Annotated in this window: 30 protein-coding genes; 21 read left to right on the top strand and 9 right to left on the bottom strand. The window is 71.0% G+C overall.

Annotated features, from left to right (window positions below; all coding sequences use genetic code 11):
- Positions 1-74 precede the first annotated feature (74 nt).
- Together ABZ725_RS17390 and ABZ725_RS17385 are read right to left on the bottom strand one after the other, a co-directional pair.
- Positions 75-272 (bottom strand): hypothetical protein, encoded by a 198-nt coding sequence (locus ABZ725_RS17390; protein WP_358803502.1) that lies wholly within the window; start codon positions 270-272, stop codon positions 75-77.
- Positions 273-489: 217 nt separating this feature from the next.
- Positions 490-3,477, bottom strand: coding sequence for a BTAD domain-containing putative transcriptional regulator (locus ABZ725_RS17385; protein ID WP_358803501.1), 2,988 nt, complete (start codon positions 3,475-3,477; stop codon positions 490-492).
- A 223-nt stretch (positions 3,478-3,700) separates the two neighbouring features.
- Between ABZ725_RS17385 and ABZ725_RS17380 the strand changes: the two genes are divergently transcribed.
- The 3 genes from ABZ725_RS17380 to ABZ725_RS17370 all read left to right on the top strand — a co-directional run bounded on the left by ABZ725_RS17380 (position 3,701) and on the right by ABZ725_RS17370 (position 6,659).
- Positions 3,701-4,951, top strand: a complete 1,251-nt coding sequence (locus ABZ725_RS17380) for an amidohydrolase family protein (protein WP_358803500.1) — start codon at positions 3,701-3,703, stop codon at positions 4,949-4,951.
- On the top strand, positions 4,948-5,895 hold the full coding sequence (locus tag ABZ725_RS17375) for an LLM class F420-dependent oxidoreductase (RefSeq protein ID WP_358803499.1): 948 nt from the start codon (positions 4,948-4,950) through the stop codon (positions 5,893-5,895). The genes ABZ725_RS17380 and ABZ725_RS17375 overlap by 4 nt, the downstream gene beginning before the upstream one ends.
- 95 nt (positions 5,896-5,990) lie before the next feature.
- Positions 5,991-6,659, top strand: coding sequence for a response regulator transcription factor (locus tag ABZ725_RS17370; protein WP_358803498.1), 669 nt, complete (start codon positions 5,991-5,993; stop codon positions 6,657-6,659).
- A 15-nt stretch (positions 6,660-6,674) separates the two neighbouring features.
- Here the strand turns inward: ABZ725_RS17370 and ABZ725_RS17365 are convergent, their stop codons facing one another.
- Together ABZ725_RS17365 and ABZ725_RS17360 are read right to left on the bottom strand one after the other, a co-directional pair.
- On the bottom strand, positions 6,675-7,484 hold the full coding sequence (locus ABZ725_RS17365; RefSeq protein WP_358803497.1) for a hypothetical protein: 810 nt from the start codon (positions 7,482-7,484) through the stop codon (positions 6,675-6,677).
- Positions 7,485-7,551: 67 nt separating this feature from the next.
- Complete coding sequence (locus tag ABZ725_RS17360; RefSeq protein WP_358803496.1) at positions 7,552-8,247, bottom strand: hypothetical protein; 696 nt, start codon at positions 8,245-8,247, stop codon at positions 7,552-7,554.
- Positions 8,248-8,490: 243 nt separating this feature from the next.
- Between ABZ725_RS17360 and ABZ725_RS17355 the strand changes: the two genes are divergently transcribed.
- From ABZ725_RS17355 to ABZ725_RS17335, 5 genes are all read left to right on the top strand, one after another.
- Positions 8,491-9,261 (top strand): SDR family oxidoreductase, encoded by a 771-nt coding sequence (locus tag ABZ725_RS17355; RefSeq protein WP_358803495.1) that lies wholly within the window; start codon positions 8,491-8,493, stop codon positions 9,259-9,261.
- A gap of 149 nt (positions 9,262-9,410) precedes the next feature.
- A complete protein-coding gene (locus ABZ725_RS17350) occupies positions 9,411-10,529 on the top strand; it encodes an LLM class flavin-dependent oxidoreductase (protein WP_351904813.1) in 1,119 nt (372 codons plus the stop codon).
- 125 nt (positions 10,530-10,654) lie between these two features.
- A complete protein-coding gene (locus ABZ725_RS17345) occupies positions 10,655-12,385 on the top strand; it encodes a D-aminoacylase (protein ID WP_358803494.1) in 1,731 nt (576 codons plus the stop codon).
- Complete coding sequence (locus ABZ725_RS17340; RefSeq protein ID WP_358803493.1) at positions 12,382-13,860, top strand: aldehyde dehydrogenase family protein; 1,479 nt, start codon at positions 12,382-12,384, stop codon at positions 13,858-13,860. The genes ABZ725_RS17345 and ABZ725_RS17340 overlap by 4 nt, the downstream gene beginning before the upstream one ends.
- 193 nt (positions 13,861-14,053) lie before the next feature.
- Positions 14,054-14,602 carry a DUF3455 domain-containing protein gene (locus ABZ725_RS17335; protein ID WP_358803492.1) on the top strand — a complete coding sequence of 183 codons (549 nt, stop codon included), beginning with the start codon at positions 14,054-14,056 and terminating at the stop codon, positions 14,600-14,602.
- A gap of 126 nt (positions 14,603-14,728) precedes the next feature.
- Here ABZ725_RS17335 and ABZ725_RS17330 read toward each other — a convergent pair whose 3' ends face one another.
- Positions 14,729-15,502, bottom strand: a complete 774-nt coding sequence (locus ABZ725_RS17330) for a helix-turn-helix domain-containing protein (protein WP_358803491.1) — start codon at positions 15,500-15,502, stop codon at positions 14,729-14,731.
- 222 nt (positions 15,503-15,724) lie between these two features.
- On the opposite strand from ABZ725_RS17330, the gene ABZ725_RS17325 reads away from it, so the two are divergent.
- The 4 genes from ABZ725_RS17325 to ABZ725_RS17310 all read left to right on the top strand — a co-directional run bounded on the left by ABZ725_RS17325 (position 15,725) and on the right by ABZ725_RS17310 (position 19,255).
- On the top strand, positions 15,725-16,405 hold the full coding sequence (locus ABZ725_RS17325; RefSeq protein ID WP_358803490.1) for a DUF4097 family beta strand repeat-containing protein: 681 nt from the start codon (positions 15,725-15,727) through the stop codon (positions 16,403-16,405).
- A 57-nt stretch (positions 16,406-16,462) separates the two neighbouring features.
- Complete coding sequence (locus tag ABZ725_RS17320) at positions 16,463-17,509, top strand: ATP-binding cassette domain-containing protein (RefSeq protein WP_358803489.1); 1,047 nt, start codon at positions 16,463-16,465, stop codon at positions 17,507-17,509.
- A complete protein-coding gene (locus ABZ725_RS17315) occupies positions 17,506-18,291 on the top strand; it encodes an ABC transporter permease (RefSeq protein ID WP_358803488.1) in 786 nt (261 codons plus the stop codon). The genes ABZ725_RS17320 and ABZ725_RS17315 overlap by 4 nt, the downstream gene beginning before the upstream one ends.
- Positions 18,292-18,472: 181 nt before the next feature.
- The gene (locus ABZ725_RS17310) at positions 18,473-19,255 is read left to right on the top strand and encodes an alpha/beta hydrolase (protein ID WP_358803487.1); all 783 of its coding nucleotides are present in this window, start codon (positions 18,473-18,475) and stop codon (positions 19,253-19,255) included.
- Between the two features lie 21 nt (positions 19,256-19,276).
- Here the strand turns inward: ABZ725_RS17310 and ABZ725_RS17305 are convergent, their stop codons facing one another.
- Positions 19,277-19,672 (bottom strand): nitroreductase/quinone reductase family protein, encoded by a 396-nt coding sequence (locus ABZ725_RS17305; protein ID WP_358803486.1) that lies wholly within the window; start codon positions 19,670-19,672, stop codon positions 19,277-19,279.
- Positions 19,673-19,783: 111 nt separating this feature from the next.
- On the opposite strand from ABZ725_RS17305, the gene ABZ725_RS17300 reads away from it, so the two are divergent.
- Positions 19,784-20,626 carry an endonuclease/exonuclease/phosphatase family protein gene (locus ABZ725_RS17300; protein WP_358803485.1) on the top strand — a complete coding sequence of 281 codons (843 nt, stop codon included), beginning with the start codon at positions 19,784-19,786 and terminating at the stop codon, positions 20,624-20,626.
- Here the strand turns inward: ABZ725_RS17300 and ABZ725_RS17295 are convergent.
- Positions 20,599-21,042, bottom strand: coding sequence for a nuclear transport factor 2 family protein (locus ABZ725_RS17295; RefSeq protein WP_358803484.1), 444 nt, complete (start codon positions 21,040-21,042; stop codon positions 20,599-20,601). The two genes, ABZ725_RS17300 and ABZ725_RS17295, sit on opposite strands and share 28 nt — an antisense overlap.
- A gap of 215 nt (positions 21,043-21,257) precedes the next feature.
- Between ABZ725_RS17295 and ABZ725_RS17290 the strand changes: the two genes are divergently transcribed.
- Together ABZ725_RS17290 and ABZ725_RS17285 are read left to right on the top strand one after the other, a co-directional pair.
- Positions 21,258-21,848 (top strand): ALF repeat-containing protein, encoded by a 591-nt coding sequence (locus tag ABZ725_RS17290; protein ID WP_358803483.1) that lies wholly within the window; start codon positions 21,258-21,260, stop codon positions 21,846-21,848.
- A gap of 61 nt (positions 21,849-21,909) precedes the next feature.
- Positions 21,910-22,368: a protease inhibitor I42 family protein gene (locus tag ABZ725_RS17285; RefSeq protein WP_358803482.1), complete on the top strand. Its 459-nt coding sequence runs from the start codon at positions 21,910-21,912 to the stop codon at positions 22,366-22,368.
- Here ABZ725_RS17285 and ABZ725_RS17280 read toward each other — a convergent pair.
- A complete protein-coding gene (locus ABZ725_RS17280; RefSeq protein ID WP_358803481.1) occupies positions 22,343-22,537 on the bottom strand; it encodes a DUF397 domain-containing protein in 195 nt (64 codons plus the stop codon). The genes ABZ725_RS17285 and ABZ725_RS17280 overlap by 26 nt on opposite strands.
- A 9-nt stretch (positions 22,538-22,546) precedes the next feature.
- A complete protein-coding gene (locus ABZ725_RS17275) occupies positions 22,547-23,398 on the bottom strand; it encodes a helix-turn-helix transcriptional regulator (protein WP_358803480.1) in 852 nt (283 codons plus the stop codon).
- Between the two features lie 197 nt (positions 23,399-23,595).
- Between ABZ725_RS17275 and ABZ725_RS17270 the strand changes: the two genes are divergently transcribed.
- The 6 genes from ABZ725_RS17270 (at position 23,596) to ABZ725_RS17245 (ending at position 26,861) form a co-directional block, all read left to right on the top strand.
- Entirely contained in the window at positions 23,596-24,033 is a 438-nt protein-coding gene (locus ABZ725_RS17270; RefSeq protein ID WP_358803479.1) for an ATP-binding protein, read from the top strand.
- 77 nt (positions 24,034-24,110) lie between these two features.
- Complete coding sequence (locus ABZ725_RS17265; RefSeq protein WP_358803478.1) at positions 24,111-24,386, top strand: hypothetical protein; 276 nt, start codon at positions 24,111-24,113, stop codon at positions 24,384-24,386.
- A gap of 149 nt (positions 24,387-24,535) precedes the next feature.
- Entirely contained in the window at positions 24,536-24,664 is a 129-nt protein-coding gene (locus ABZ725_RS17260; RefSeq protein ID WP_358803477.1) for a hypothetical protein, read from the top strand.
- 124 nt (positions 24,665-24,788) lie between these two features.
- Positions 24,789-25,271, top strand: coding sequence for a hypothetical protein (locus ABZ725_RS17255; protein WP_358803476.1), 483 nt, complete (start codon positions 24,789-24,791; stop codon positions 25,269-25,271).
- A 7-nt stretch (positions 25,272-25,278) separates the two neighbouring features.
- On the top strand, positions 25,279-25,881 hold the full coding sequence (locus ABZ725_RS17250; protein ID WP_358803475.1) for an ankyrin repeat domain-containing protein: 603 nt from the start codon (positions 25,279-25,281) through the stop codon (positions 25,879-25,881).
- Between the two features lie 134 nt (positions 25,882-26,015).
- On the top strand, positions 26,016-26,861 hold the full coding sequence (locus ABZ725_RS17245) for an LLM class F420-dependent oxidoreductase (RefSeq protein ID WP_358803474.1): 846 nt from the start codon (positions 26,016-26,018) through the stop codon (positions 26,859-26,861).
- The last annotated feature ends 15 nt before the right edge of the window (positions 26,862-26,876 follow it).

Here is a 26,876-nt window from a genome sequence, read left to right as displayed (position 1 = left end):
GCGCCGCCGCGGCCGATCCCCGTCGAAATGGTGCTCGGTGGTGCCCAGTGGTGCCCGGTGGTGCTCGGCAGTGCCTAGTTGCCGTCCAGGCCCAGGGCGGGCGGGGCCGGCATGGCGTTGTTGAGCGAGATGATCTGCTCGTCCTTGGCGGCGGGCTCGCTCGGCATCGCGTTGTTCAGCGAGATGATCTGCTCGTCCTTGGCGGCCGGCTCGCTGGGCATCGCGTTGTTCTGCGGAGAGACGGTCGCGTCCTTCGTCTGGTCGTCGCTCATGGTCCTTCAGTTCCTCTGCTGTGGTGACGAGTTGAGGAACGCCCGTCCGGAAGCTCCCCCGAGGGCTTCCGGACGAGCGCTCGGAGCCGCACATTAGCCGCAGGGCTCCTGGCCAAACCGTCTGCCCCCCGACGCGACGGTCTGACTCCCGAAACAGTGCCCGGTGCCGATAAACAAACGCTGAACGCCCGCCCCGCGGACGCCGCTCGCGTCCGGGTCAGCTCGTGGACGCGGGAGCCAGGAGCGAGCGTACGACGTGGGCCTCCGGGGCGGAGCTCTGCTCGAAGAGGTTCAGCGCCTCGCGCCAGCAGGCCTTGGCCCGGTCCGCCTGGCCCAGCCCGGCGAGGGTACGGCCCAGGAGCGTCAGGACGTTGCCCCGCATGCGGTCGCCGCCGATGACTCCCAGGGTGAGCGCCACCTCGGCGTGCTGGGCAGCCTGCGCGGGGCGTCGCGCGGCGAGGTGCACCTGCGCGATGCGGAAGTTGGTCACGCCCTCCCACAGCCGCTGCCGGTGCTCCTTGAAGATGCGCAGGGCGTCGGCGAACTCGTCGAGCGCCTCGCTGTACCGGTCGGCCTGGGTCAGCGCGACCCCCAGCGCGAAGTGGCTGTTGGCGAGGCGCACCGACCGGCCGATCTCGCTGTGCGCCGCGAGGCCGCGGCGGGCGATCTCGACGGCCTTGGCGGTGTCGCCCATCCCCAGGTACGCGCGGGACAGGTTGCCCAGGGCCGTGGCCTCGAAGGGCCGGTTCTGCGCCGCCCGCAGGCCTTCGAGGGCCTGGTCGAAGAGCACCTTGCCGTCGGCGAACCGGCCCTGGTGCAGGCAGATGAGTCCCCGGTTGTTGGCCACCCAGCTGACGGCGGTGGCGTCCCGCGCGTTCCCGGCGAGCTCCATGGCGACCCGGGCCTCGTCCTCCGCCTCCTCGATGCGGCCGGAGACCAGCAGGACGTCGCTGAGGACGGTCCGGGCCCTGCCCTCCGCCCGTTCGTCGACCATGGCCCGGGTGGCGTGGCAGGTGGCCCGCGCCGTCATCTCGTACTGGTACGAGCTGGCTCCCGACTCGGTCAGGTCCTTGGCCGCCCAGAGCAGATCGACGGCCCTGCGCAGCCGCTCCGTGCCGGCGGCCTGCCGGACGCAGGCCAGCAGCGGCCCCGCCTCCGTGTACAGCCAGTCGAGGGCGGCCGCCCCCTCGGTGAGGCGCAGCCCCGGGTACCGCGTGGGCTCCAGGTGGTCGACGAGCCGGTCCATGGGGTGCTCGATCTCGTACACCTGTGCGGTCGTCGCCAGGTAGAAGTCCAGCAGCCGCGACAGCGCCGCCTGCCGCTCACCGGCCGGCGACTCGTCCCGCTTCGCGCACGCACGCGCGTACAGCCGTACGAGGTCGTGGAAGCGGTAGCGGCCGGGGGCCGCCGACTCCAGGAGGGAGGTGTCCACGAGGGACTCCAGCAGGTCCTCGGTGTCCTCGGCCGACAGGTCCAGGACGGCTGCGGCCGCTGCCAGCGAGATGTCCGGGCCGTCGGCCAGGCCCAGCAGCCGGAACGCCCGGGCCTGGGCCGGCTCCAGTTGGCCGTAGCCCAGCTCGAAGGTGGCCTTCACGGCCAGGTCGCCGGCCTGGAGTTCGTCCAGCCGACGGCGTTCGTCGGCGAGCTTCGCCGCCAGGACGGACACCGTCCAGGTGCGGCGGGCCGCGAGCCGGGACGCGGCGATACGGATCGCCAGCGGCAGGAAGCCGCAGGCCGCCACCACGTCCAGGGCGGCCTCCCGCTCCGCGGCCACCCGCTCCTCGCCCACGATCTTCGTGAACAGGGCCAGCGCCTCGTCGGGGGACATGACGTCCAGGTCGACGAGATGCGCGCCCGCCAGGTCCACCATCCGCACCCGCGCGGTGACCAGCGCGGCGCAGCCCTCGGTGCCCGGCAGCAGCGGGCGCACCTGGGCCGCGTCCTTCGCGTTGTCCAGCAGCACGAGGACCCGGCGGCCGTCCAGGAGCGAGCGGTACAGCGCCGCCCGTTCCTCCAGGGAGTCGGGGATCGCCGAATCGGCCGTCCCGAGCGCCCGCAGGAACGATCCCAGGACCGTCTCCGGCTCCGCGGGCCGGGCTCCCGCGCCCTGCAGGTCGACGTACAGCTGCCCGTCGGGGAAGGCCGAACGGGCCTGATGGGCCACGTGCACGGCGAGGGTCGTCTTGCCCACGCCGCCGATCCCCGCCAGCGCCGACACGGCCATGACCCGGCCCGTCCCGCCGCCGCCCTCGGGGCCGGACGCCGCCGACAGCACCCTGCTCAGATCCCGTACGAACGACGACCGCCCGGTGAAGTCGGGCACCGTCGCCGGGAGCTGGGCCGGACGGACCGGTACGACCGACGGTTCCGCCGCCGGGGCGGACGGCTCCGCGAGCTCCGGGTCGGCCTGCAGGATGCGGCGCTGCAACTCCCGCAGCCCGGCCCGCGGATCCACCCCCAGCTCCTCCGCCAGCAGCCGCCGGGTGTCCGCGTACACCGCGAGCGCCTCCGCCTGCCGGCCGCCCCGGTACAGCGCCAGCATCAGCAGCTCACGCAGGCGCTCCCGCAGCGGGTACGCCGCCGTGAGCGCCGTGAGCTCGGAGACCGCCTCGGCGTGGCAGCCCTGCTCCAGGTCCATGTCCAGGCGGGATTCGAGGAGGCCGAGCCGCCACTCCTCCAGGCGGACGCGCTGCGCCTCCGCGTACGGGCCGGGCACACCGGCCAGCACCTCGCCGTCCCACAGGCCCAGGGTCCGGTTCAGCACCTCCCGCGCCCGGCCCGGATCGCCGGCCGCCTTCGCCTTCTCGGCCTCCGCCGCCCACTCCTGGGCCACCGTCAGATCCAGCGCCCCCGGGCCCAGCCCGCGCACCGCGTAGCCGCCCGACTCGCTGACCAGGACGTCCGGGTCGATCACCTTCCGCAGCCGGGAGGCATACGTGCGCACCGCCGCCAGCGCCTGCGACGGCGGCTCCTCGCCCCACAGCGCGTCGATCAGCTCGGCGGCCGTCGCCGTACGGCCCTCGCGCAGCAACAGGGCTGCCAGCAGGGCGCGTTGTTGAGGGGAGCCGACGGCCAACTGGTCCTCGCCGCGGTGTGCGCGCACCGGGCCGAGCACGGTGAAGTGCAGCGCCGCCGGCTCCGCGGGGGAGCCGGGACGCCTCTGCTCCGGCACTCGCGGGCCGCCGTGTCCTCCACGGTCGTCCATCAGGCTCCCCTTAGGCATCCGAATTACTAGGTCAGTTTGCCCTGTCCATGCCGGGGTCGTCAGCCTCCCCGGGAGGTGCGCGGGAGTCCGCACAGCCCTCACATCCGGCGCGCATCGGGTGTGCACACATCCCCACAGAGTCGATCAAGTCGATCAACTGCCGTACGGCCCCTGCGCATTCCCGATAGCTGACGATCCGTCAGATCGGCGCTACCGTGCCCCCATGGAGACCACACCGACGAGTACGACGCCCGCCACGCCTCTCCCGCTCATCATCTCCGTCGACGACCACACCGTAGAGCCCAGCACCGTCTGGCAGGACCGCCTCCCGAAGAAGTACCTCGACACCGGACCCCGCGTGGTCCGCGCCCCGCTGAAGGAGATGACCTTCCTCGGCGGCCGCTTCAAGCCCGTCATGGGCGAGCCCGGCGACGACGGCCCCGTAGGCGACTGGTGGATCTACGAGGACCTGCACCGCCCCCTCACCCGCCTGGACACCGCCGTCGGCTTCAGCCGGGACGAGATCAAGCTGGAGGTCATCACCTACGAGCAGATGCGGCCGGGCTCCTACGACGTCCCGTCCCGCCTCGCCGACATGGACGTCAACCACGTCCAGTCCGCCGTCTGCTTCCCCACCTTCCCGCGCTTCTGCGGCCAGACCTTCACCGAGGCCGCCGACCATGAACTGGGCCTGCTCTGCGTGCGCGCCTACAACGACTGGATGGTGGAGGAGTGGTGCGGCCCGCAGGCCCACGGCCGGCTCGTCCCGCTCACCCTCATCCCTCTCTGGGACGCCGAGCTGGCCGCCGCGGAGGTCCGGCGCAACGCCGCCCGCGGGGTGCGGGCGGTCGCCTTCTCCGAGATCCCCCCGCACCTCGGCCTGCCCTCCGTCCACACCGACTACTGGGACCCGTTCCTCGCCGCCTGCGACGAGACCGGCACGGTCGTCGCCATGCACATCGGCTCCAGCAGCCGTATGCCGTCCACGTCGGAGGACGCCCCGCCGGCCGTCGGCTCGACGATCACCTTCGCCAACTGCTGCTTCTCTATGGTCGACTGGCTGATGAGCGGCAAGTTCGAACGCTTCCCCGACCTGAAGGTGATGTACGCGGAGGGCCAGATCGGGTGGATCCCCTACATCCTGGAGCGCGCCGACGTGGTGTGGGAGGAGAACCGAGGCTGGGGCGGAGTCGCGGACAAGGTCCACCGTCCCCCGTCCGAGCTCTTCGCCGACCATGTCTACGGCTGCTTCTTCGACGACGCCTTCGGCCTCAGGAACCTCGACTCCGTCGGCGTCGGCAACGTCCTGTACGAGACCGACTACCCGCACTCCGACTCCACCTGGCCGAAGTCGCGGGAGGTCGGCGAGGCGCAGATGGGGCACCTGGCCCCGGAGGTGGTCGAGCGGATCGTACGGGGCAACGCGATCGACCTGCTGGGGCTGACCGCAGACGGCCTGTGGAGCCCGCGGTGAGCCTCGCCTACGGCATTCAGCTCCCGGTCCAGTCCCAGTCCACGATCTACGCCGAGCCCTGGGAGGCGGACGCGGGACCGGCCGACCTGGTGGCGATCGCCCGGGCCGCCGACCGGGCCGGCTTCGCCTACGTCGCCGGCTGCGACCATGTGGCGATCCCACGCCGGCTCGCGGAGGCGATGAGCACGGTCTGGTACGACCCCGTCGCCACCCTCGCCCATCTCGCCGCCGTGACCGAACGCGTCCGGCTGCTCGCGCATGTCGCGGTCGTCGGCCTGCGCCACCCGCTCGTCACCGCCAAGCAGTACGCGACCCTCGACCACCTCAGCGGCGGCCGGCTGATCCTCGGGGTCGGGGCCGGTCACGTACGGGAGGAGTTCGAGGCGCTCGGGGTGGACTTCGAGCGGCGGGGAGCCGTGCTCGACGAGACGCTCGACGCGCTGCGGGCCGCGCTGGGGGAGGAGGAGTTCCCGGTCCATCACGGGAAGCTGTACGACTTCGAGGGGCTCGGGCAGCGGCCCCGGCCCGCCCAGGCGCACGTGCCGCTGTGGGTCGGCGGATCCTCCCCGGCCGCCGTGCGCCGGGCCGCGCTCAAGGGGGACGGCTGGCTGCCCCAGGGCGACCCGAGGGAGCGGCTGCCCGCACAGATCGAGCGGATCCGGCGGCTCCGGGGCGAGGCGGGGATCGATGCCCCGCTCACGATCGGGGCCATCGCCGAGCCGCTCCACGTCGGCGTCCCCGACTGGGACGTCGGCCGCCGCACCCTCACCGGGACGCCGGAGGCCCTCGCCGACTCGCTGCGCGCCTACCGGGCGATGGGCGTGCACCAGATCCAGGTGCGCTTCCGCTGCCGCAGCCGCGCTGAACTCACCGACCAGATCGAGGCGTTCGGCACGGAGGTGGGGCCCCTGCTCCAGAACGGCCTGTCAGACAGCACTTCTTGAACCTTTGAACATGTCCACGCCGAGTCGCGTATGTACGGACGTACGGACGTGCGGCCGCAAGGCCATGCCCGGCTCCTGGCGGAAGGACCCGTGAAGTGCGATCCACCGAGCGCCCCTCCCAGCGACTCTCCGTCGCGCTCGCCTGCGCGGAGGGCGACTGGCCGTACGACGACTGGCCGGCCCCGGACGACCCGTATGTGGGCCGGGTCGTGCGGCTCTCGCCGCCCTTCCGCGTCCCCGGGGGCGTGGACGTGCTCGTCGTGCACTGCGAGGACCCGGTGGCCGTACTGCGGGGCCTGGACGCCGGCGGCGTCCCGGTGATCTTCGTCAGCCCCCGCCGGGACACCGAGGCGGTGGTCGAGGCGTTCCGCAGCGGGGCGGGCTATCTGGCCGAGAGCGACTACTGCGCCCAGATGCTGTCCTCGGCGGTCGTGGCGGCCACCGTCGGGCACACCTACCTCTCGCCGTCCGCGTGCGCCGCGCTGCGGGACGGGGTCCGGCGGATGCCCACGAGCGTCGCCGTCGGCGCCGGTGACGCCGTCGAGCGGCTGCGGTCGCTGCTCTCCCCGCGTGAACGGCAGGTCATGGAGCTGCTGTCGACCGGTCTGGGGGCGCAGGAGATCGGGCTGAGATTACGGCTGAGCGAGAAGACCGTCCGCAACAACCTCAGCAACATCTACGCCAAGCTGGACGCGCGGGGCAGCACGGACGCGGTTCTGCGGTGGCTCGGGGCCACACCGTCCACGCCCGTGCTTCGCACCTGAGAACGAGTCAGTTGCTCATCCCTGCGCCGGAATGTCCGCCGGCGAGATCTCCACGTCGGTGACGTTGCCGCCGCCCTCACCGAATCCGGGTTCCGCCCTCAGGCTGTTGCCCGAATTGATGATTCCGTTCGCCTCGGGAGTTCCGCATTTCACGTTGCGGAGCCAGAGCCGGCCGTCCGGAGTTCCGTTCTTCAGGATCTGCGGATAGAAGACGTGCACGGTCGAGGCGCCCTCGCTCGGCGCGAAGAAGACCTTCTGGCCGTCCTGCGCCTCCTTGTACGTGGCCCGCAGGAATCCGCTCACGTCGGTGCGCTTGGCCGACCACATGAAGAAACCGATGTTGTCCGGCTGGACGGTGTCGGAGCGGCTGAACGAGAGACCGGTCGTCTTGTCGTCACGCGTGATGTTGATTTCCGACGTGTTGAACTTGATTCCGATCTCGAAGAACGAGCTGCCCAGTTTCGTGTCGGCGTTGACGGTGAATCCGTCCTCCAGCTGAATGGTCCTGGTGACGGAGGTGCTCACGCTGAAGGTGTTCGTCGCCGCGGTCGTCGTCCCGCAGTTCTGTGTCACCGGCGAGACCCGCTGGTTCGGGCCGAGGCTGTTCGCCTTGAACTGGACGTCGACGAACTCGCAGTTCTCCAGTTTGTCCGAGTCGGCGGAACAGTCGGCGGTCACCTCGGAAGGGGTGGCGGCGCCGGCCTGGTTCATCAGCGGGACGATCACCGCGAGGGCTGCCACGGGGGCGAGCGCGAGCGTGATGCGCTTCTTCTTGCTGCGGTGCCTTCTGGAGCGGGGGGAAGGGGCGGGGGTGGGGGTGGTCATGGGTTCTCCCGGGAGACAGGGGCTCTGAACAGGGGGGATCGGGGGGATCGGGGCGCTGGGCGGGGGCTCAGCAGTCCTCCAGGACCGGCTTGGAGGTGCCGTCCACGACACCAGGCGCGCCCGCCGCGCCGGGCAGGATGACGGGCCCCTCGACGACCTCCGGCGCCACGAAGTTCTGCTCCGGGGAGGGGTTCACCGCGAAGCTGCCGGGGTCGGCGTCGATACGTACCCGCCATTCGCCGGTCATCCGCTGGATCTTCGGCGTGAACTCCATGTGCAGCACCTTGCCGACCGGCACCTCGTGCTGTTCCGTCGCGCTCGCCGTGCCCGACTTCACGGTCATGTCCAGGGTGCCCTTGTGCTTCAGCCAGGACCCGCTCAGGAATCCGAAGAGACCTCCTCCGGCGCCCTGTTGGGTGACGATGTACTTGCCCTGCCCCTGGGCCGCGCTCGCCGTCCAGGAGACGGACACCTTCGCCGTGGCGGTGGCGTTCGGCTCGCAGTTCGGGAAATCGATGGAGGACTTCTCGGTGGGGCCGTCGAAGGTCTCGAAGTTCGTCTCGACGTAGTCGCAGTTGTCGGCCTGGAAACCGTCTGCGAACGCGCCGCCGAAGTCGCTCACCGAGCGCTGCTTGCCGTTGACCACCGCGGAGCGCTCGCACATCGTCATGATCTGGTCGGGCGTTTTCGCGTCCGCCGCGTTGGCCGAGGGGAGCAGTGTGATGATCGCCCCGCCGGTCGCGAGCGCGGCGCCGATCGCCACGTACCGGACTTTCCTGTTCCGCAGTTTTCTCCTGGCCACGCCGAACTCCGTTCTTGGGGATGTCTTTACCGAGCTGTGAAGGATTATTGGGGTCCCGTACAAGCTCTGGACAGAGTCAAATGTCCCTACCTCCGGGTCACTTGATGTGTGCTTGTGCAATCCGACGACCGTGGCGCACGTATCTGACGATTCGTCAGCTCCGGCGTTACGATGCTGAGCTCCAGCGATGCGAAGGGGGTCCACATGGGCAAGCTCGACGGACGGGTCGTCCTCGTCACCGGGGCCGCGCGGGGCCAGGGCGAGCAGGAGGCGAGGCTGTTCCGGGAGGAGGGCGCGGAGGTCGTCGTCGCCGATGTGCTCGACGAGCAGGGGCGGGCGCTCGCGGACGAGATAGGCGCGCGGTACGTCCACCTCGACGTCGGGCGGGAGGACGCCTGGCAGTCCGCCGTGCGCACCGTGCAGGAGGCCTACGGCCGGCTCGACGGCCTCGTCAACAACGCCGGCATCCTGCGCTTCAACGCCCTCGTCGACACGCCCCTCGACGAGTTCATGCAGGTCGTGCAGGTCAACCAGGTCGGCTGCTTCCTGGGCGTGAAGACGGTGGCGCCGGTGTTGACGGACGGCGGCACGATCGTCAATACGGCCTCGTACACGGCCCTGACCGGGATGGCGGCGGTGGGCGCGTACGCGGCGACCAAGCATGCGATCCTCGGGCTCACCCGGGTCGCCGCCCTGGAGCTCGCGCCGCGCGGGATCCGGGTCAACGCGATGTGCCCCGGCGCCGTCGACACCGCGATGTCCAACCCGTCCCTGCTGGACCCGGACGCGGACCCCGAGGAGACCTCGAAGGCCCTCGACGGGCTCTACCGCAAGCTCGTGCCGCTCGGCCGGATCGGCCGGCCCGAGGAGGTGGCGCGGCTCGCCCTCTTCCTCACCTCGGACGACTCCTCGTACATCACCGGCCAGCCGTTCGTGATCGACGGGGGCTGGCTGGCCGGGGTGTCCCTGTTCTGAGTCCTGAGACGTTCCGAGTGCCGATATCGGCCCTTCTGACTAGTCGTCAGGTATTGACGGTGCATGCCGCCGGTGCCACAGTCGGCGGCAGTTGAACCTGACGGTTCGTCAGAAACGATGTCTTGACTGACTGGGGACGGTGAACCTCCTTGGAATTCGGGCTCTTTGTACAGGGATACGTGGGCAAGCGTGCCGAGACCGATCCACTTGCCGAGCACAAGGCGCTGATGGAGGAGACCGAGTACGTCATCCAGGCGGACAAGTCCGGGTTCAAGTACGCCTGGGCGTCCGAGCACCACTTCCTGGAGGAGTACTCGCACCTCTCCGCCAACGACGTCTTCCTCGGCTACCTCGCCCACGCGACGGAGCGGATCCATCTGGGGTCGGGGATCTTCAACCCGCTCGCCCAGGTCAACCACCCGGTGAAGGTCGCCGAGAAGGTCGCCATGCTCGACCATCTCACCGAGAACCGCTTCGAGTTCGGCAGCGGACGCGGCGCCGGCTCGCACGAGATCCTCGGCTTCCTCCCCGGGATCACCGACATGAACTACACGAAGGAGATCTGGGAGGAGACCATCGCCGAGTTCCCGAAGATGTGGCTCCAGGACGAGTACGTCGGCTTCCAGGGCAAGCACTGGCAGCTGCCGCCGCGCAAGGTCCTGCCCAAGCCGCACGGGAAGTCGCACCCGGCGATGTGGTACGCGGCCGGGTCGCCGCCGTCGTACGCGATGGCCGCGCGCAAGGGGCTGGGCGTCCTCGGCTTCAGCATCCAGAAGGTGTCCGACATGGAGTGGGTGCTGGAGCAGTACAAGACGGCGGTCGTGAACGCCGAGCCGATCGGTGACTTCGTCAACGACAACGTGATGGTGACGACGACGGCGATCTGTGCGCCCACGCACGACGAGGCGATCCGGATCGCCGTGGACGGCGGGCTGCACTACCTGCCGTCGCTGGTGTTCCGGTACCACGACACGTTCCCCAAGCCCGAGGGCTTCCCCGTCTGGCCGGAGACGCTGCCCGAGTACAACGCCGAGTTCGTCGAACTCCTCGTCGAGGAGGAGCTGTTGATCTGCGGCGATCCGGACGAGGTGACGCGGCAGTGCAAGCGGTGGGAGCAGGCGGGGGCCGACCAGCTGTCGTTCGGGCTGCCGGTGGGGGTGCCGAAGGAGGAGACGCTGCAGACGATCCGGTTGATCGGGGAGCACGTGATTCCGAAGATCGACACGGATCCTGTGCATCGCACTACGCGGTTCCGGCAAGGGGCTTGAGCGTTCGTCGGCGGGTGCGGGTGGGTTGTGGCTGGTCGCGCCCACGCGGCGGTAGCCGCAAATCGAAACAGCCCCCGCGCCCCTTTGGGGCACGTCATCCGCACCGGAGTTGAGAGGGAGCCCTCATGCTTGATCACGTCATCAAGGGCGCGACCGTCGTTGACGGGACCGGTGCGCCCGCCTTTGTCGCCGACGTCGGGATCCGGGACGGGCGGATCGCCGTCGTCGGCTCGGTCACCGAAGAGTCCCGTACGTCCGAGGACGCCGCCGGGCTCGTCCTCGCGCCCGGGTTCGTGGATCCGCATACGCACTACGACGCTCAGCTGTTCTGGGATCCGTACGCCACGCCCTCCCTCAACCACGGCGTGACGACCGTCGCCGCCGGGAACTGCGGGTTCACGCTCGCGCCGCTGAATCCCGCTCGCCCCGAGGACGCCGACTACACGCGGCGGATGATGTCCAAGGTGGAGGGGATGTCCCTGGTCGCGTTGGAGGAGGGGGCGCCCTGGAGCTGGCAGGGGTTCGGGGAGTACCTGGACGCGCTGGAGGGGCGGATCGCCGTCAACGCGGGCTTCATGGTGGGGCATTGCGCGCTGCGGCGGCATGTGATGGGCCCGGAGGCGGTGGGCGGGCAGCCGAGTGACGGGCAACTGGCCGCCATCGTCGGGCTGTTGCACGAGGCCATGGATGCGGGCGCGTGGGGCTTCTCCACCACCCAGTCCTCGACCCACTCCGACGGTGACGGGCAGCCCGTCGCGTCGCGCCACGCGCTCCCGGAGGAGCTGCTGGCGATGTCGCGGGCCGTCGGCGAGCACGAGGGCACGCAGATCGAGGCGATCGTCGCGGGCTGTCTGGACCAGTTCAGCGACGCCGAGATCGATCTGTTCGTGGAGATGAGCGCGGCGGCCGGACGTCCGCTGAACTGGAACGTTCTCACGATCGACGCGGCCGTCCCGGAGCGGGTGCCCCGGCAGCTGTTCGCGAGCGAGCGGGCGCGCAAGGCCGGCGGCCGGGTCGTGGCGCTGACCATGCCGATCCTCACGCCGATGAACATGTCCCTGGGCACGTTCTGCGCGCTGAACCTGATCCCGGGGTGGGGGCCGATCCTCGCCCTGCCGGTCCCGGAGCGCATCGAGCGGCTGCGCGACCCGGACGTCCGGGCGGAGATGGTGCGGCGGGGGGAGTCGAAGGAGGCGGGCGTCTTCCGGCGGCTGACGAACTTCGGACGGTATGTCATCGGCGACACGTACAGCGCGGCGAACGAGGGGCTCACCGGCCGGGTGGTGCGGGACATCGCCGCCGAGCGCGGGCTGGACGCCTTCGCCTGCCTGGTCGAGATCTGCGCGGCTGACGAACTGCGGACGGTCCTGTGGCCGATGCCCACGGACAACGACCCCGACTCCTGGGCGCTGCGGGCGGAGACCTGGCAGCACGAGGACGTCCTGCTCGGCGGCTCCGACGCCGGTGCGCACCTGGACCGCATGTGCGGGGCGCCGTACACCACGCGCTTCCTCGGCGACTGTCTGCGCGGCCGCAAGCTGGCCGGTCTGGAGCAGGCGGTGAAGATGCTCACGGACGATCCGGCGCGGCTCTTCGGTCTGCGGGAGCGGGGGCGCGTCCAGGAGGGCTTCCACGCGGATCTCGTCCTGTTCGACCCGGAGCGGATCGACGCGGGCAAGGCCACCCTGGTGCACGACCTGCCGGGTGACAGTCCGCGGCTGGACTCCAAGGCGATCGGGGTGCGGGCGGTCTGGGTCAACGGCGTGGCGGCCATCCGGGACGACGTCGTGACGGGCGCCGTGCCGGGACGGGTGCTGCGCTCGGGGCGGGACACCAGGACGGTGAGCACCAGGTGAGCGGCGAGGTGACCGAGGGCGAAGTCCCAGACGGACAGCGGCTGTTCGTGGGCGGGGTCTGGACCGAGCCGGACGGCGGTCACTACGAGGTCGTCGACCCGGCGACCGAGGGGACCGTCGGGTGGGCCCCGGAGGCCTCGCGGGATCAGGTGCGGGCGGCCTGCGCCGCTGCCCGCGAGGCCTTCGGCCCGTGGTCGCGCACCCCGCCCGAGGAGCGGGCGGCGGTGCTCGGCCGGGCCGCTGACATCATCCGCGGCCGGCTGGTGCCGTACGCCGAGCTCGCCCAGGCGGAGACGGGCGCCACGACCGGGACCGCGCGCGGGATGCAGGTCGGGGTGGGCGCGTCCCGCTTCCGGCGCTACGCGCGCGTGGAGCCCGCCGAGTGGCCGATCCCGCCGCAGATCAACGAGGCCGGCCCGATGGGGAAGGCGGGGGTGATGGGCGCGGTGGCCGTCCGGCAGCCGGTCGGGGTCGTCACCTGCGTCACCTCCTACAACAACCCCTGGGCGAACCCGGCCGGGAAGATCGCCCCGGCCCTCGCGATGGGCAACACGGTGGTGGTGAAGCCGGCCCCGCAGGACCCCCTGTCCGTCTACCGGATGGCGGAGGCGCTGGAGGCGGCGGGCGTGCCGCGCGGGGTGGTGAACGTCGTCTCCGGGCGCGCGGTCGAGATCGGCGAGACGGCGGTGTCGTCGCCGGACGTCGACATGGTGAGCTTCACCGGCTCGACGGCCGTCGGACAGCGCATCGCCGAGGTGTGCGGCCGGGACATGAGACGCCAGTTGATGGAGCTGGGCGGGAAGGGCGCGGCGGTCGTCCTGGACGACGCGGACGTCGGCTCGGCGGTGGCCGGCATCGGGACGACCTTCTCCTTCTACAGCGGCCAGATCTGCACGGCCCCCACGCGGGTGCTGGCACAGCGTGGGGTGTACGACCGGCTGGTGGAGCAACTGGCCGCGTATGCGGGGCGGTTGAAGGTGGGGGACCCGAGGGAGGCGGGCACGGTGGTCGGGCCGGTGATCTCGGCCGCGCACCGGGACCGGGTGGAGTCGTACGTCGAACTGGGCAGGAAGGAAGGCGCGGTGGTCGTCGCGGGCGGCGAACGCCCCTCCCTGGAACAGGGTTTCTACGTCGCCCCGACCCTCCTCGCCGACTGCACGAACGACATGCGGGCGGCCAGGGAGGAGATCTTCGGCCCGGTGGTGACGGTCATCCCGTTCGACGAGGAGGACGAGGGCGTCGCCCTGGCCAACGACAGCGACTACGGCCTCATCGACTACGTCTGGTCGGCCGACGTGGCCCGCGCCTTCCGCGTGGCACGGCGGCTGCGGGCCGGGGGCGTCGGGATCAACACCGTGGGCCGCAACATGGAGGCCCCGTTCGGCGGGTTCAAGAGAAGCGGCGTCGGCAGGGACGTCGGCTCGTACGCGCTGCACGCGTACAGCGAGGTGCAGGCGATCGTCTGGCCGGGATGACGTGCCCTTTGGAGCCACGGGGCTGTCCCGGGCGTGCAGACAGCGTGGTGCCGGAGGCCCAAAACCGGCCAGTAGCCTCCGAATCGTGCGGGCGGGCACGTAGCGTCCCGACGCGGGAGACACGGACAGCGCATCTGTCCATTCGACGTGTCTACCCCTGAAGGACATTCAGAAAACGTTCTGGAGACCACACTTGAAGCTCGCCAAGCGTCTCGCCCTCACCGCCACGGCCGTTGCCGTCGCGACCGCCGGTACCGTGCTGGCCACGACGGCCGTCGCCGCGCCCGCGCAGTCCTCCGTCGCCCCGGTCAAGGCTCCCGCCGCCCTCGCGGTGCCGGACGGCAACCGTCTCACCGGAGTCTTCGACGCCCACGGCGTCCAGACCTACACCTGCACCGACGGCGTCTGGAAGCTCCTGGAGCCCGCCGCCACCCTGTCGGTCAAGAGAGACCGCGCCCACCGCCCGGTCGCGCTGCACTCCCGCGGCCCGGTCTGGGTGTCCACGGTGGACGGCAGCGCCGTCAACGCCGCGGCCGTTGCCACGTCCCCCAAGACCGGCACCATCCCCGAGCTGCTCCTGAAGTCCACCGCCACGCGTGGCGCGGGGGTCTTCGCGGACGTCAGCTACATCCAGCGCCTCGACACGTCCGGCGGGGTGGCCCCGGCCGCGGCCTGCACGGGCGCCGAGCAGGTCAGCGTGCCGTACTCGGCCACGTACGCGTTCTACAAGCCGGCGAAGTGACCCGAGCCGAGCGGAGCCGAGCCGAGCGGTAGGCGGTAGGCGGTAGCAACGGCTGAGCCCCCTACGGATCCGAGGACAAGGATCCGTAGGGGGCTCTGTCGTGCCCGGTGTCGGTCGTGTTCGGTGCTATGCGTGATGCGGCTTCGGCTCGGCGCTGTCGTCCGTGTCGTCCGTGTCGTCCGGGGTCGTCTCGGGTTTCGTGTGGAGGATGTCGCGGGCCTGTTCCGCGGCGCGGGTGATGCTCTCCGAGACGAAGTCGAGGAAGCGGGCGATGTTCTCGAGGCGGACGGCGGCCGGGGTCCGGGCGCCGAGGACGCCGACGCCCTGCCGTGCGGTCTCGGCGACCTGGGCGGTGCCACGGGCGCTGGCCATCATCGAGTCGTACATGATGTCGTCGTCGACGACATAGCGCTCGCGGCGGCGCTCGTCGCGTTCCCGGCGGACCATGCCCTGGCTGTCGAGGAACGCGATCGCCTTGGAGACGGACGCCGGGCTGACCTGGAGGCGCTGGGCGAGTTCGGACGCGGTGAGGCTCCCCGAGTCCGTGAGCATGAGGCTGGCCAGCACCCGGGCCATCATCGTGGGCGTGCCCGACTGTATGAGGACGGTGGTGAGCACCTCCTCGTACGCGCGCACCGCCTCCGCGTCGCGCCCGTGGGGCTGCGGGGGCGCCTTCGGGTCGCGGGGCGCGGCCTGCCTGCGCCGGTGGGCGCGGTGTTCGGTGGCGCGATGGGCGAGTTCGGCGCGGTAGGCGGTGGGGCCGCCGTTGCGCATCACCTCGCGCGTGACCGTCGAGGTCGGACGATCGATGCCTCTGGCGATCTCCGCGTAGGCGTGGCCGTCGGCCAGCCCCAGCGCGATCTGTTGGCGTTCCTGCTGGGTGAGCCTGCCTCCCGGCATCGCGGTCTCCTTCGTGCTCCGTGGTGTCTCCCAATATAGCGTTCACTCCCATTTCATTGCAACGTTCGGAGTGAGGCTATTGCATTAGCCTCCAGTCCGTTGCAACGATTTCTCTGCTCTCACCTGCGTTGATGTCATTTTCGTGCAACGACGTCGTTGCCAAGTTCATGAACGCAACGTAGCTTTTCCCTCATCGGAAACAGCGACTCCAAGGAGAGCACGATGCAGAAGTTCGACACCCCCGCCCCGGTCTCCACCGTCCTCGACATCCCCGCGGGACGCATCCGGTTCATCGCCGCCGACCGCTCCGACACCACGGTCGAGGTCCTGCCCGCGAACGCCTCCAAGAGCCGCGACGTGAAGGCGGCGGAGCAGATCACGGTCGCCTACGCGGACGGCGTCCTGCGGATCGAGGCCCCGGCCGCGCAGAACCGGATCCTCGGTTCCTCCGGATCCGTCGAGGTGACCGTCCAACTGCCCGCCGGCTCCCGCGTCGACGCGAAGGCGGCCAGCGCCGAGTTCCGGGGCGTCGGACGGCTCGGCGACGTCGCCTTCGAGGGCGCGTACGGCCCGCAGGACGCGGTCAAGCTCGACGAGGCCGCAAGCGTCCGCCTCACCGCCCTCGCCGGGGACATCTCGGTCGGCCGCCTGAGCGGCCCGGCGGAGATCAGCACCCAGAAGGGCGACCTGCGCGTCGCCGAGGCCGCGACCGGCACGCTCACCCTGAGCACCCAGCACGGCGACATCTCGGTCGGCGCGGCCCGCGGCGTCTCCGCCTCGCTGGACGCCGGCACCGGCTTCGGCCGGATCCAGAACACCCTCAAGAACGCCGACGGCGCCGACGCCGGCCTGACCATCCACGCCACCACCGGCTACGGCGACATCACCGCCCGCAGCCTCTGACCGCCACCCGCAACCGCTGAAGCAGCCTCTGAAGCAGCCTCTGAAGGAGCACCCATCATGACCAGCTTGGCCATCGCGGCGAACGGGCTGCGCAAGTCCTACGGCGACAAGGTCGTGCTCGACGGCGTCGACCTGGCCGTGCCCGAGGGAACGGTCTTCTCCCTGCTCGGCCCGAACGGCGCCGGCAAGACCACCGCCGTGAAGATCCTCTCCACGCTCATCACGGCCGACGGCGGGCAGGCCCAGGTCGCGGGCCGCGACCTCGCCGCCGAACCGCAGGCGGTGCGTGCGGCGATCGGCGTCACCGGGCAGTTCTCCGCCGTCGACGGTCTGATCACCGGCGAGGAGAACATGCTGCTCATGGCGGACCTGCACCACCTGTCCCGCAGTGCGGGACGGCGGGCCGCCGCCGAACTGCTGGAGCGCTTCGACCTGGTGGAGGCCGCGAAGAAGCCGGCCGCCGGCTACTCCGGCGGCATGAAGCGCCGCCTCGACATCGCGATGACCCTGGTCGGCGGCCCGCGGATCATCTTCCTCGACGAGCCGACCACCGGCCTCGACCCGCGCAGCCGCCACAACATGTGGCAGATCATCCGCGAGCTGGTCTCCGACGGGGTGACGGTCTTCCTCACCACCCAGTACCTGGAGGAGGCCGACCAGCTCGCCGACCGGATCGCCGTGCTCAACGACGGCCGGATCGCCGCCGAGGGCACCGCCGAGGAGCTGAAGCGGATCGTCCCGGGCGGACACGTCCGGCTCCGCTTCACCGACCCGGCCGCCTACCGGTCCGCCGCCTCCGCGCTGGGCGAGGTCACCCGGGACGACGAGGCACTCGCGCTGCAGATCGCCGGCGACGGCAGCCAGCGCGAACTGCGCTCCCTCCTCGACCGGCTGGACGCGGCCGGCGTCGAGGCGGACGAACTCACCGTGCACACCCCCGACCTCGACGACGTCTTCTTCGCCCTGACCGGCAGCCCCGACGTCCCCAGCCAGTCCAGCCAGTCCAGCCAGTCCAGCCAGTCCAGCCAGTCCGGCCAGTCCGGCCAGTCCGGCCAGTCCGGCCAGTCCGGCCAGTCCGGCCAGTCCAAGGAGTCCGTCCGATGAGCTCTCTCTCCCTCGCCGTGCGCGACTCGTCCACGATGCTGCGCCGCAACCTGCTGCACGCCCGGCGCTATCCGTCCCTCACCCTGAACCTGCTGCTCACCCCGGTCATGCTGCTCCTGCTCTTCGTCTACATCTTCGGCGACGTGATGAGCGTGGGCATCGGCGGCACGGACCGCTCCGACTACATCGCCTACATCGTCCCGGGCATCCTGATGATGACGATCGGCGGCACCGTCGTCGGGACCGCGGTGTCCGTCTCCACGGACATGAACGAGGGCATCATCGCCCGCTTCCGCACGATGGCGATCCACCGCGGCTCCGTGCTCATCGGGCACGTCGTCGGCAGCGTGCTGCAGTGCGTCGCCAGCGTGATCCTCGTCGGCGCCGTCGGGGTGGCCATCGGCTTCCGGTCCACCGACGCCACGGCCCTGGAATGGCTGGCCGCGTTCGGACTGCTCGTGCTCTTCGCCCTGGCGCTCACCTGGATCGCGGTCGGCATGGGCCTGGCCAGCCCGAACGCCGAGGCCGCCGCCAACAGCGCCCAGCCGCTGATCCTGCTGCCGCTCATCTCCAGCGCCTTCATCCCGGCCGACACCATGCCGGGCTGGTTCCGGCCCATCGCCGAGTACCAGCCCTTCACCCCCGCCATCGAGACCCTGCGCGGACTGCTCCTCGGCACCGAGATCGGCCACAACGGGTGGCTCGCGGTCGCCTGGTGCCTGGGGCTCGCGGTGCTCGGCTACTTCTGGTCGGCCTCGACGTTCAACCGCGACCCGAAGTAACCGCCATGACAGCGCGGGCCACGCCCCGCAACCCGCTCCGAGACCTGCCCCGCAGCTCGCTTCGTAACCCGCTTCGCCCCAGGGCGGCGTACCCCGACACCACGTCGGTGCACGCCGCCTGTCGGCGTTCCGAGCCGCCGCACCATGGCCACCGTCACCGCGGCAACGTACGGTGACTGGTATGGAACGTATGGTGACGGTCGAAAGCGGCGAGATCTGGGCAGCGGAGACGGGGGCCGGGGGCCAGGGCCTGCCCGTGGTCCTGCTCCATCCCGCGGTCGGGGACTCACGTCTCTGGGACCCGGTCCTGCCCCACCTGACCGGCCTCCCCCGCCTCATCCGGTACGACGCGCGCGGCTACGGCAACTCGCCGAAGCCCGCGGCGGGTTACAGCCAGCGCGCGGACCTGCGAGCGGTCCTCGACCACTTCGGCGTGGAGCGTGCCGTGCTCGTCGGTTCCAGCATGGGCGGCCGTACGGCGATCGGGCTGGCGCTGGACGAGCCCGGCCGAGTCGCGGGACTCGGGCTGCTGGTGCCGGGCGTCTCGGGCTACCCCGACCTGGAGGTGCGGGAGGTGACCGAGCAGATCGAGATCCTGGCCAAGGCCGGCGACATGGACGGCCTCGTCGCCCTCGGGCTGCGCCTGTGGGGAGCGGCGGGCACGCCGCCCGACGCGGAGGCCACCGCCGCCCTGCGCGGGGCGATCCCCGCCTGGTTCACGACCTTCGGCCACGAGGCCGAGGAGCCCCCGCTCTACGACCGCCTCGGCGAGCTGGACCTGCCGTGCGCGTTGCTGCTGGGCGAACGGGACCAGCCCGAAGTGGTGCGCTGCAACGAGGAGATGGCCGCCCACATCCCCGGCTGCGAGCTGCTCCGCCAGCCGGACTGCGACCACTTCCCGACGCTGCGCGCACCGCGGGCGGTGGCGGAACTGGTGACGCGCCTGTACGAGCGGGCGGTCTGAGCCGGCCGGCCCCGGCCGACGTCAGTCGGTGAGGTCCACCCGCACGGTGAGCAGCCCCGTCCCCAGCGCCCGTACGGCCGTGCTGTTGGCCTTGGGCAGGGTGCGCAGACGGGCGACCGGGTCGTCTTCGGGCAGCAGGTGGGCGGTGCCGTGGTGCCACCGCCCGCCGATCCGCACCCGCACCCGTGGATCGGCCTGGATGTTGCGGACGTACTGCGACCGCTCCCCGAACTCCGAGACCAGCCAGAACGAGTCGCCCTCGCGCCGGCCGCCCAGCGGGGTACGGCGGGGCAGGCCGGAGACCCGGCCGGTGGTCTCCAGGAGCGTGTGGAACGGCAGGCGGCGCATGAGCGGGTTGGCGAGGTACCGCTGAACGGCGGTGGTCGCGCGGAAACGGAGGTCGGTGGGCGGGGCCATGATCCGTGGGGCTCCTTCGCAGGCGTGACGGCTGCTGCTGCCGCTGCTGTTGCTGCTGTTGCTTCAATAGTCCCCCGACCCCTTCTGTGTGACGAGAGCGGGTGGCTGCACATGCGCGTGGTGACCTGGAACCTGTGGTGGCGGTTCGGCCCCTGGCGAGAACGTCAGAAGGCGATCCTGTCGGTGTTGCGGGAGCTGCGCCCCGACGTGGTCGGCCTCCAGGAGGCGTGGGCGGCGGGCGACGAGAACCTCGCGGAGTGGCTGGCCGGGGAGCTGGGCCTGCACTGCACCTGGGCGCCGTCGCCGTCCCCGGAACGCTGGCGGCGCCGCATCGGGGACGACGGGGTCGACATCGGCAACGCGGTGCTGAGCCGCTGGCCGGTGGTGGAGCAGGACACGCTGCCGCTCCCCACACCCCCCGACCTGGCCGACGGCCGTATGGCCCTCTACACGCGCGTGGCCGCCCCCGCCTTCGACGTCCCCTTCTTCACCGCCCACCTCACCTCGGTCACACACGCGTCGGCGGTGCGCTGCGCCCAGGTGACCGCGCTGGCGGAGTTCGTCGCCCGGCACCGCACCGACACCCCCTTCCCGCCCGTCGTCACCGGCGACTTCAACGCCTGGCCGGACTCCGACGAGGTGCGCCTCTTCGGCGGGACGAGGACCGCGCCGGCCGTCCCCGGCCAGATCCTCTACGACGCCTGGGACTACGCCGACCCGACCGCCCCCGCGGCCACCTGGACCCCCGAGAACCCCTACGCGGCCCGCGTGTTGGAACCGCCGGCCCGCATCGACTACATCCACGTGGGCCTGCCCGGCCCGGCGGGCGAGGGACACGTACGCAAGGTGTGGCGGGCGGGCCACGGCCCCGTCGACGGGGTCTGGCCCTCGGACCACGCGGCGGTGGCAGCGGACCTGGCGGAGGGTCAGTCCGTCTCCGTATCGAACGCCTGAGCGACAGTGAGACTGTCCTCATAGACGTGATGCCGGACGACGAGACCGCTGCTCTGCTCGATCGTGAGGTGCAGCGCGAACCGGGCGCGGTAGGCCCGCCCGGTGGAACGGGCGGTCTGGCGGATCTCGCCGAGCACGACCGCGTCGTCCCCGTCGACGAGGATGCGCTCGATCTCGGTCGCCGCCTGCCCGGGCACGTGGTGCTCGGCGAGCTCGCGGTAGTGGGCGGCGGCGTCGGCACGGGTGGACCGATGCCGGATCCACGGCGTGGCGCTCCTGGGACGACCGTGCTCGCGCTCGGGCCAGTCCAGCTTCCAGTCGCCCCGCTCGGCGTACAACTCCGCGATGCGCTCGGGATCCCCCTCGCCGATCCGGCGCAGCAGTTCCTCGACGGCGGCGCGGGTGGTGGTGTTCATGGCGCCGATACCTCCCCCTCTGGAACCGCGTCCCGCTGACGCGGAGAGGCCGCCATACTGACCGGCGCCGACAGGCCCACGCGATTACCTCCCACGTAAAGTCGATGAACTCCCTTGAGGTGAGGGTGAGTTGGCTCAGTCGCGTGTGGCAGAGAATCCGTTGGCGCTCTGCGGAGAGGATCTTCACACTGGTGGCACACAACGGAGGGAACCCCATGAGCCAGCACCGCACTGCCCTGTTCATAGCCACCATCGCTCTGACCCCGGCGATCCTCGTCACGACCCCGGCATTCGCCACGGCCCCGACGACCACGACGGCAACGACCACGACGGTGACGACCGATACGCCGGTGGACGAGATGTCAGAGGACGACCTCCGCATCGCGGTCCTGCGCATCCTGGCGGACGAGGACAGCGGCAAGGCGGTCGTCCGCGAGGCCAACAAGGCTCTCGACGGCACCGTCGAGGACCTGCGCACGTTCCTGAAGACCGGTTACCGTCTGGCCCGGTTCGAGGACGACCGGGTCGCCGTCTTCCGCATCCTGGGAGACAAGAACTCCGGCAAGGCCGTCGTCCGGGAGGCCACGAAGGCCCTGGAGATCGGAACCCCGGAGGCCCTGCGCACCTTCCTGGAGACCGGCTACCGCCTGGCCCGGGCCGAGGACGACCGTGTCGCCATCGCCCGCATCCTGGCCGACCCGACCATCAGCGCCGCCCTCCGCGCGGCTGCCGAGCAGGCCATCGACGGCACGCCGGAGGAACTGCGGTACTTCCTCGAGGTCGGGCAGTACGAGGTGAACGGCTAGGTCCTTCAGGGCGCGTGCTAACCTCCCCGCCGGTCAAGATCGAAACGGGGAGTCGATGGCCATGTCGAGCAGGGGCGCGGGTGCCGCCACAACGGCGCTCCGCGCACTCGTGTCCGTGCTCGCGCTTTTGCTCGTGACGGGCTGCGCGTCGGGCTCCGGCGAGCAGCCCACGAGCCATCCCACGCAGGACACCACCATCACCGCCGAGGTGGGCGAACGCTTCACGCTTTCGGTCCCGGAGAACTCGTCGACCCGCGAGCACTGGTACCTGGTCGCCCCGAAGCCGGACGCCGCGGTGGTCCGCACCGCCGACCGGCGCTACGAGTCGCCCGACGACGGAAAGTCGGTCGGCGGCGACGGCACCCTGGTCTTCACCTTCGAGGCCACAGGCAGGGGCAGCACGCAGATAGTGCTCATGCACTGCACGTTCCCGACAGCGGGGACGAAAGCCTGCGGCGGCGATGGTGCCTCAGCGGCGGCTGAGCCGGCCCGGATCACGTACACGGTGAAGGTCGGCTGAACGCGTCGAGCAGGGCGGCGAAGGCGGTGGGGGTGGCGGAGAGGACGGAGTGGGCGGGGTCGGCGGATTCGGTGAGGTGGATGGCGGCGGGGGTGGGGGTGGCGGATATGTGGACGCACGATTCGCCTTGCCCGCAGTAGGACGACTTCTGCCAGGTGTGGGTGGGCATCGGCTCCCCTTACAGGTCGTGGATGAGGTCGCGGATGAAGTCGCGGGACTTCGATGGCTCCAGTGCCACGCGCCCCATGCGGTCCAGCAGGATGCGGTACATCTCCAACTGTGCCTCCGCGTCCAGGAGTACGGGGCCATGGGACTGGTCGAGTGAGACCGTGTCGAGCTGGGGCATGAGGCCGGACGCGTAGTGGATGTTCTGTCCGGATCCGGGATAGGCGCCGATGGCGAACGGGATCACCTGGACGGTGATGTGCTCGCGTTCGCTCTGCTCCAGGAGGTGCTCAAGCTGTCGCTTGGCGGCAGAGGGGCCGCCGACGGGCACGCGCAGAGCGGCTTCGTGAATGACGGCGCTGAACGGGATCGGGTCGTTCCGGTCCAGGAGCGCCTGGCGCTGGAGCCGGTGGCTCACGCGGAGTTCGATGTCCGATCGTGAGAACTCGGGTACGACCTGCCGGAAGATCTCGCGAGCGTGGTCGGTGGTCTGGAGCAGCCCTGGGATGTGCGCGGTGTTGGCGGACCGTAGCGCAGTGGCGTGATGCTCCAGTTCCGCGATGTTCAGAAGCGCCGGCGGCAGCACCTCCCGGAACGTCTCCCACCATCCGCGGGTCCTGTCGGCCGCCATGCCGGCCAGGGCCTCGATGAACGCGGGGTCCGAGCACGTGTACGCGCGCGCCAGTGCTTTCACCCGCTCGGGACTCACGCCGAACCGGCCTGACTCCACGTTGCTCAGCTGCCCCTGGCTGGTGCCGAGCGTGCGTGCGGCTTCGGTCGCCGTCATGCCCGCGCGCTCGCGCAACTTGCGCAACTCCACGGCGAGCCGAAGGCGGCGGGCCGTCAGCGGGGGCCTTGCAGACACGTGAATCCTCCTGGACGCGCGTTCTGTCGGTCACTCACACGAGGGAGATATAAGCAGAAGTATCTTGAAAGCTCGCAAATGACATTTGCCGAGCCCTACCTTTGTGTCCAGGCGCCCCGCCCGGAAGCGCACCGTGGGACGCCACGGCATCGACACCAGGCACCCGTCCAACTCCCCTCAGTGACCGGAGACTTCCGATGGCCACCGTATCGCCGTCCTGGAACTACACCTTGCACCTTCCCCGTGACCCACGCGCACCGGGCATCGCAAGGGGCGCCCTCAGACTGATCCTCGCCGCCCACGAGGTACCCGACCTCACCCCCACCGCGGAGCTCCTCGCGGCCGAGCTGCTGGCGAACTCGCACCTGCACACCGAGGGTGCGTACGCGCTCCGTCTGATGTCGACGCGGCCGGGCGGAGTCCGCGTGGCCGTCTGGGACACGGACCCGCGCGTCCCTCCCGGCTTCAGGGAAGACCCCCTCGGCACCGCACCCCCGGCGGACGCCGAAACCGGCCGAGGCCTGCACCTCGTACGGGCATGCGCGGACGACGTCGGAGTATCGGTACTCCGCTACCTGGGCGCATCGAAGGGCGGCAAACTGCTGTGGGCGGACTGCGGGGGCGGGACGAAGTGACGATCACGCGATGCCCGGCCCGGCAGAGCAGCGCCGTACTGGGAAGTGGAGCCATGACCGTCCACCAGGAGCAGACCATGAGCGCACAGCCCGAGCACGGCTGGGGAGCGATGCCCCTCCCGGAGATCCGAACCGTGGACGACCTGCGCAGCGCCCTCAGCCGCTACGGCTTCCCGGGAGACGGAGAGCGGTTCGAGGAGGAGCTGGCGGCGGCCATAGGAGCTTCTCTCACGAACGATTTCGAGGGTGCCGCGGCGGTGGTGCGGGCCTACCGACACCGCATCCTGATCAGGAACTCGCCCGAGATCATGGCAGCCCTGGAGGATGCGCGCGCCGGTGGAGGCAAGGCGTGAGCGAAGTCCCGCTGGAAGAGGCCGAGCCCGCGAGGAAGGCGTTCGGTGATCTGACGGAGGGGGAGCAGGACGTCGTCCGGGACGCGCTCGCGTAGATCGCCCGCGACCCGGCGGCCGGTCGCGAGATCCCAGGTTGGCGGCCCCCCTCGGTGGAGTACACGTACACGACACCCCTCGCCCGTGACTCGGCCGAGGCGATCACGGTCGTGTACACGCACATCCCCGGCATGGGAGTGACGGTCGTCTACTACTTCCGTGATCCCCAAGTGGTGGACTGACCGCCGCCACCGAGCTACCTGGGCGCATCCAAGGGCGGCCCGCTGCCCGGGCGGCGACGGAGCGACGGTGGACCGTTGCGCTCTCGGCCAGAACCACTCGTCCCCCGACGATGTCTGGTTAGGCGTGGCGACCTTACTCTTCCTCGTTCTGACTCTCGCGCCGTTTCTGACCCCGTTCGTCGTCGGGGGCGCTGCCCTCGTGCTTGCCGTGCGGGCCCGGCGGCGGGAGCCGGGGAGTGGGTGGCGGGTGCCGAGTGTGCGGTCCTGTGTGCTGGTGACGGTCATGGCCGGCGCCGCCGCTCTCGGCGCGTACGCGTGGGGCGTGATGTCCGGCTTCTACATCCTGGACCCGGATCAGATGTGCGCGGCTCGGGGCGCGGACGGCGACTACGTCGTGACGCGGGTGACGCTGCCGGTCAGCGTGCAGTGCGTGACGGAGGAGGGCGCGGGGACCGAGATCGTGCCGGGCTGGGTGAACCCGGTCGTCTTCGGCGGTCTGGCGGTCTGTGTGCTCGCCGTCGGGGCGGGAGTCTCCTCGGGGATCCGCCGGTACGCCGCCGCCGGTCGTTCCGACGGTCGTTCCGATCAGTCCGTGACCCCGGGATGATCAACGTATGGACCTTGCCGAGAAGTTGACGCAGGCCGCGTGGGAGGGCGACGCCGGCCTCGTCGCCCGGCTGCTCGGTGCGGGCGCCGACCTGAACGCCACGAACCGCGAGCACCGCACCGCGCTGGACCTCGCCGTGCACGCGGGGCACGCCGAAGTGGTGCGGGTGCTGCTCGCGGCCGGGGCCCCGCTGGACGGGCCGGCGGGGCCGTACCACGAGCTCAACCTGATGTGCCTGGCGGCGATGTGCGGGCGTACGGAGGTCGTCGAAGTCCTTCTCGACGCCGGGGTCCGGGTCGACGAACGCAACCGGAGTGGGCTCGTGCCGGTGGTCGTGGCCGCCGGCGGCGGGCATCAGGAGACCGTGGCGCTGCTCCTGGACCGGGGCGCGGACGTCGACGACCGGCGTATGCGGAACGGCACGACACCCCTGGGCGTCGCGGCCTGGGGCGGGCATGCGGAGGTCGTGCGGCTGCTGCTCGACCGCGGTGCGCAGCCCACGGCACGCGCACTCGCGTCGGCGCGCAGCGCGCTCGGGCACCGCCCGGAGGACCGGGAGCGGTACGAGGTCGTCATCGACCTGCTCACTCCAGGAACACCGGGTTCGTGACTCCTGTCGAACATCAGCAATGCCGACCAGTCGGTATGGACACTCGCCCCGTCTCCCGGTACAGATGACAACGTCACCCGCCGACCCACCCGTCCGAAGCCGCCGTACGCAGCGAAAGGCCCCCCATGCCCCCCATGCGCATCGCCGTCACGATCTTCCTCACCGACGAGACGATCACCCCCACCCGCCTCGCCCGTGAGCTGGAGCAGCGCGGGTTCGCCGGGCTCTATCTGCCCGAGCACACGCATATCCCCGTCGAGCGCACCACCCCCTACCCCGCCGGCGGCGACCTGCCCCGCGAGTACGGTCGCACCCTCGACCCCTTCGTCGGCCTCGGTCAGGCGGCGGCCGTGACGGAGACGCTGGGTCTCGGCACCGGCATCACGCTCGTCGCCCAGCACGACCCGATCGACCTCGCCAAGCAGATCGCGACCGTGGACCACCTCTCCGGCGGCCGGCTCACCCTCGGCCTCGGCTACGGCTGGAACGTGGAGGAAGCCGCCGACCACGGCGTCGAGTGGCGTACCCGCCGGGAGCTGGTCCGGGACCGGATGCGGCTGATGCAGGCCCTGTGGGCGGAGGAACCGACGGCGTACGAGGGCGAGTACGGGAGCGTCCGGGCCAGTGCCGCCTACCCCAAGCCCGTGCAGAAGCCGCGCGGCCCGGTCACCGGCCCCCGCACCCTCATCGGCGGCGCCGCGGGCCCGAAGCTGTTCTCGCACATCTGCGAGTACGCCGACGGCTGGCTGCCGATCGGCGGCCGCGGGCTGTCGGAGTCCCTCCCGGTCCTGCGGGCCGCCTGGGCGGACGCCGGGCGTGAGCCGGAAACGCTCCAGGTCGTGCCGTACGCCGTCCAGCCGTCCCCCGGCAAGCTCGCGCACTACGCCGAGCTGGGCATCGAGGAGACCGTCGTGCAGCTGCCGCCGGCCGGGGAGGCCGAGGTGCTGCGGGTACTCGACGACCTCGCCCGATTCCAGTGACACCGTGTAACGGCG

This window comes from Streptomyces sp. NPDC006872, assembly GCF_040635845.1.
GTDB lineage: Bacteria > Actinomycetota > Actinomycetes > Streptomycetales > Streptomycetaceae > Streptomyces.
The sequence above is the reverse complement of the archived record's forward strand: the minus strand, read 5'-3'. Positions and strand labels throughout refer to the sequence as shown.

Bases quoted from the DNA above. Each gene is read 5' to 3' on its own strand.
- ABZ725_RS17270 (WP_358803479.1), top strand. From the start codon at position 23,596: ATGGCCACCGTATCGCCGTCCTGGAACTACACCTTGCACCTTCCCCGT.
- ABZ725_RS17345 (WP_358803494.1), top strand. From the start codon at position 10,655: ATGCTTGATCACGTCATCAAGGGCGCGACCGTCGTTGACGGGACCGGT.
- ABZ725_RS17330 (WP_358803491.1), bottom strand. From the start codon at position 15,502: ATGCCGGGAGGCAGGCTCACCCAGCAGGAACGCCAACAGATCGCGCTG.
- ABZ725_RS17265 (WP_358803478.1), top strand. From the start codon at position 24,111: ATGAGCGCACAGCCCGAGCACGGCTGGGGAGCGATGCCCCTCCCGGAG.
- ABZ725_RS17365 (WP_358803497.1), bottom strand. From the start codon at position 7,484: ATGACCACCCCCACCCCCGCCCCTTCCCCCCGCTCCAGAAGGCACCGC.
- ABZ725_RS17285 (WP_358803482.1), top strand. From the start codon at position 21,910: ATGTCGAGCAGGGGCGCGGGTGCCGCCACAACGGCGCTCCGCGCACTC.
- ABZ725_RS17355 (WP_358803495.1), top strand. From the start codon at position 8,491: ATGGGCAAGCTCGACGGACGGGTCGTCCTCGTCACCGGGGCCGCGCGG.
- ABZ725_RS17380 (WP_358803500.1), top strand. From the start codon at position 3,701: ATGGAGACCACACCGACGAGTACGACGCCCGCCACGCCTCTCCCGCTC.
- ABZ725_RS17250 (WP_358803475.1), top strand. From the start codon at position 25,279: ATGGACCTTGCCGAGAAGTTGACGCAGGCCGCGTGGGAGGGCGACGCC.
- ABZ725_RS17300 (WP_358803485.1), top strand. From the start codon at position 19,784: ATGCGCGTGGTGACCTGGAACCTGTGGTGGCGGTTCGGCCCCTGGCGA.
- ABZ725_RS17315 (WP_358803488.1), top strand. From the start codon at position 17,506: ATGAGCTCTCTCTCCCTCGCCGTGCGCGACTCGTCCACGATGCTGCGC.
- ABZ725_RS17290 (WP_358803483.1), top strand. From the start codon at position 21,258: ATGAGCCAGCACCGCACTGCCCTGTTCATAGCCACCATCGCTCTGACC.
- ABZ725_RS17390 (WP_358803502.1), bottom strand. From the start codon at position 272: ATGAGCGACGACCAGACGAAGGACGCGACCGTCTCTCCGCAGAACAAC.
- ABZ725_RS17295 (WP_358803484.1), bottom strand. From the start codon at position 21,042: ATGAACACCACCACCCGCGCCGCCGTCGAGGAACTGCTGCGCCGGATC.
- ABZ725_RS17385 (WP_358803501.1), bottom strand. From the start codon at position 3,477: ATGGACGACCGTGGAGGACACGGCGGCCCGCGAGTGCCGGAGCAGAGG.
- ABZ725_RS17325 (WP_358803490.1), top strand. From the start codon at position 15,725: ATGCAGAAGTTCGACACCCCCGCCCCGGTCTCCACCGTCCTCGACATC.
- ABZ725_RS17280 (WP_358803481.1), bottom strand. From the start codon at position 22,537: ATGCCCACCCACACCTGGCAGAAGTCGTCCTACTGCGGGCAAGGCGAA.
- ABZ725_RS17310 (WP_358803487.1), top strand. From the start codon at position 18,473: ATGGAACGTATGGTGACGGTCGAAAGCGGCGAGATCTGGGCAGCGGAG.
- ABZ725_RS17245 (WP_358803474.1), top strand. From the start codon at position 26,016: ATGCGCATCGCCGTCACGATCTTCCTCACCGACGAGACGATCACCCCC.
- ABZ725_RS17320 (WP_358803489.1), top strand. From the start codon at position 16,463: ATGACCAGCTTGGCCATCGCGGCGAACGGGCTGCGCAAGTCCTACGGC.
- ABZ725_RS17305 (WP_358803486.1), bottom strand. From the start codon at position 19,672: ATGGCCCCGCCCACCGACCTCCGTTTCCGCGCGACCACCGCCGTTCAG.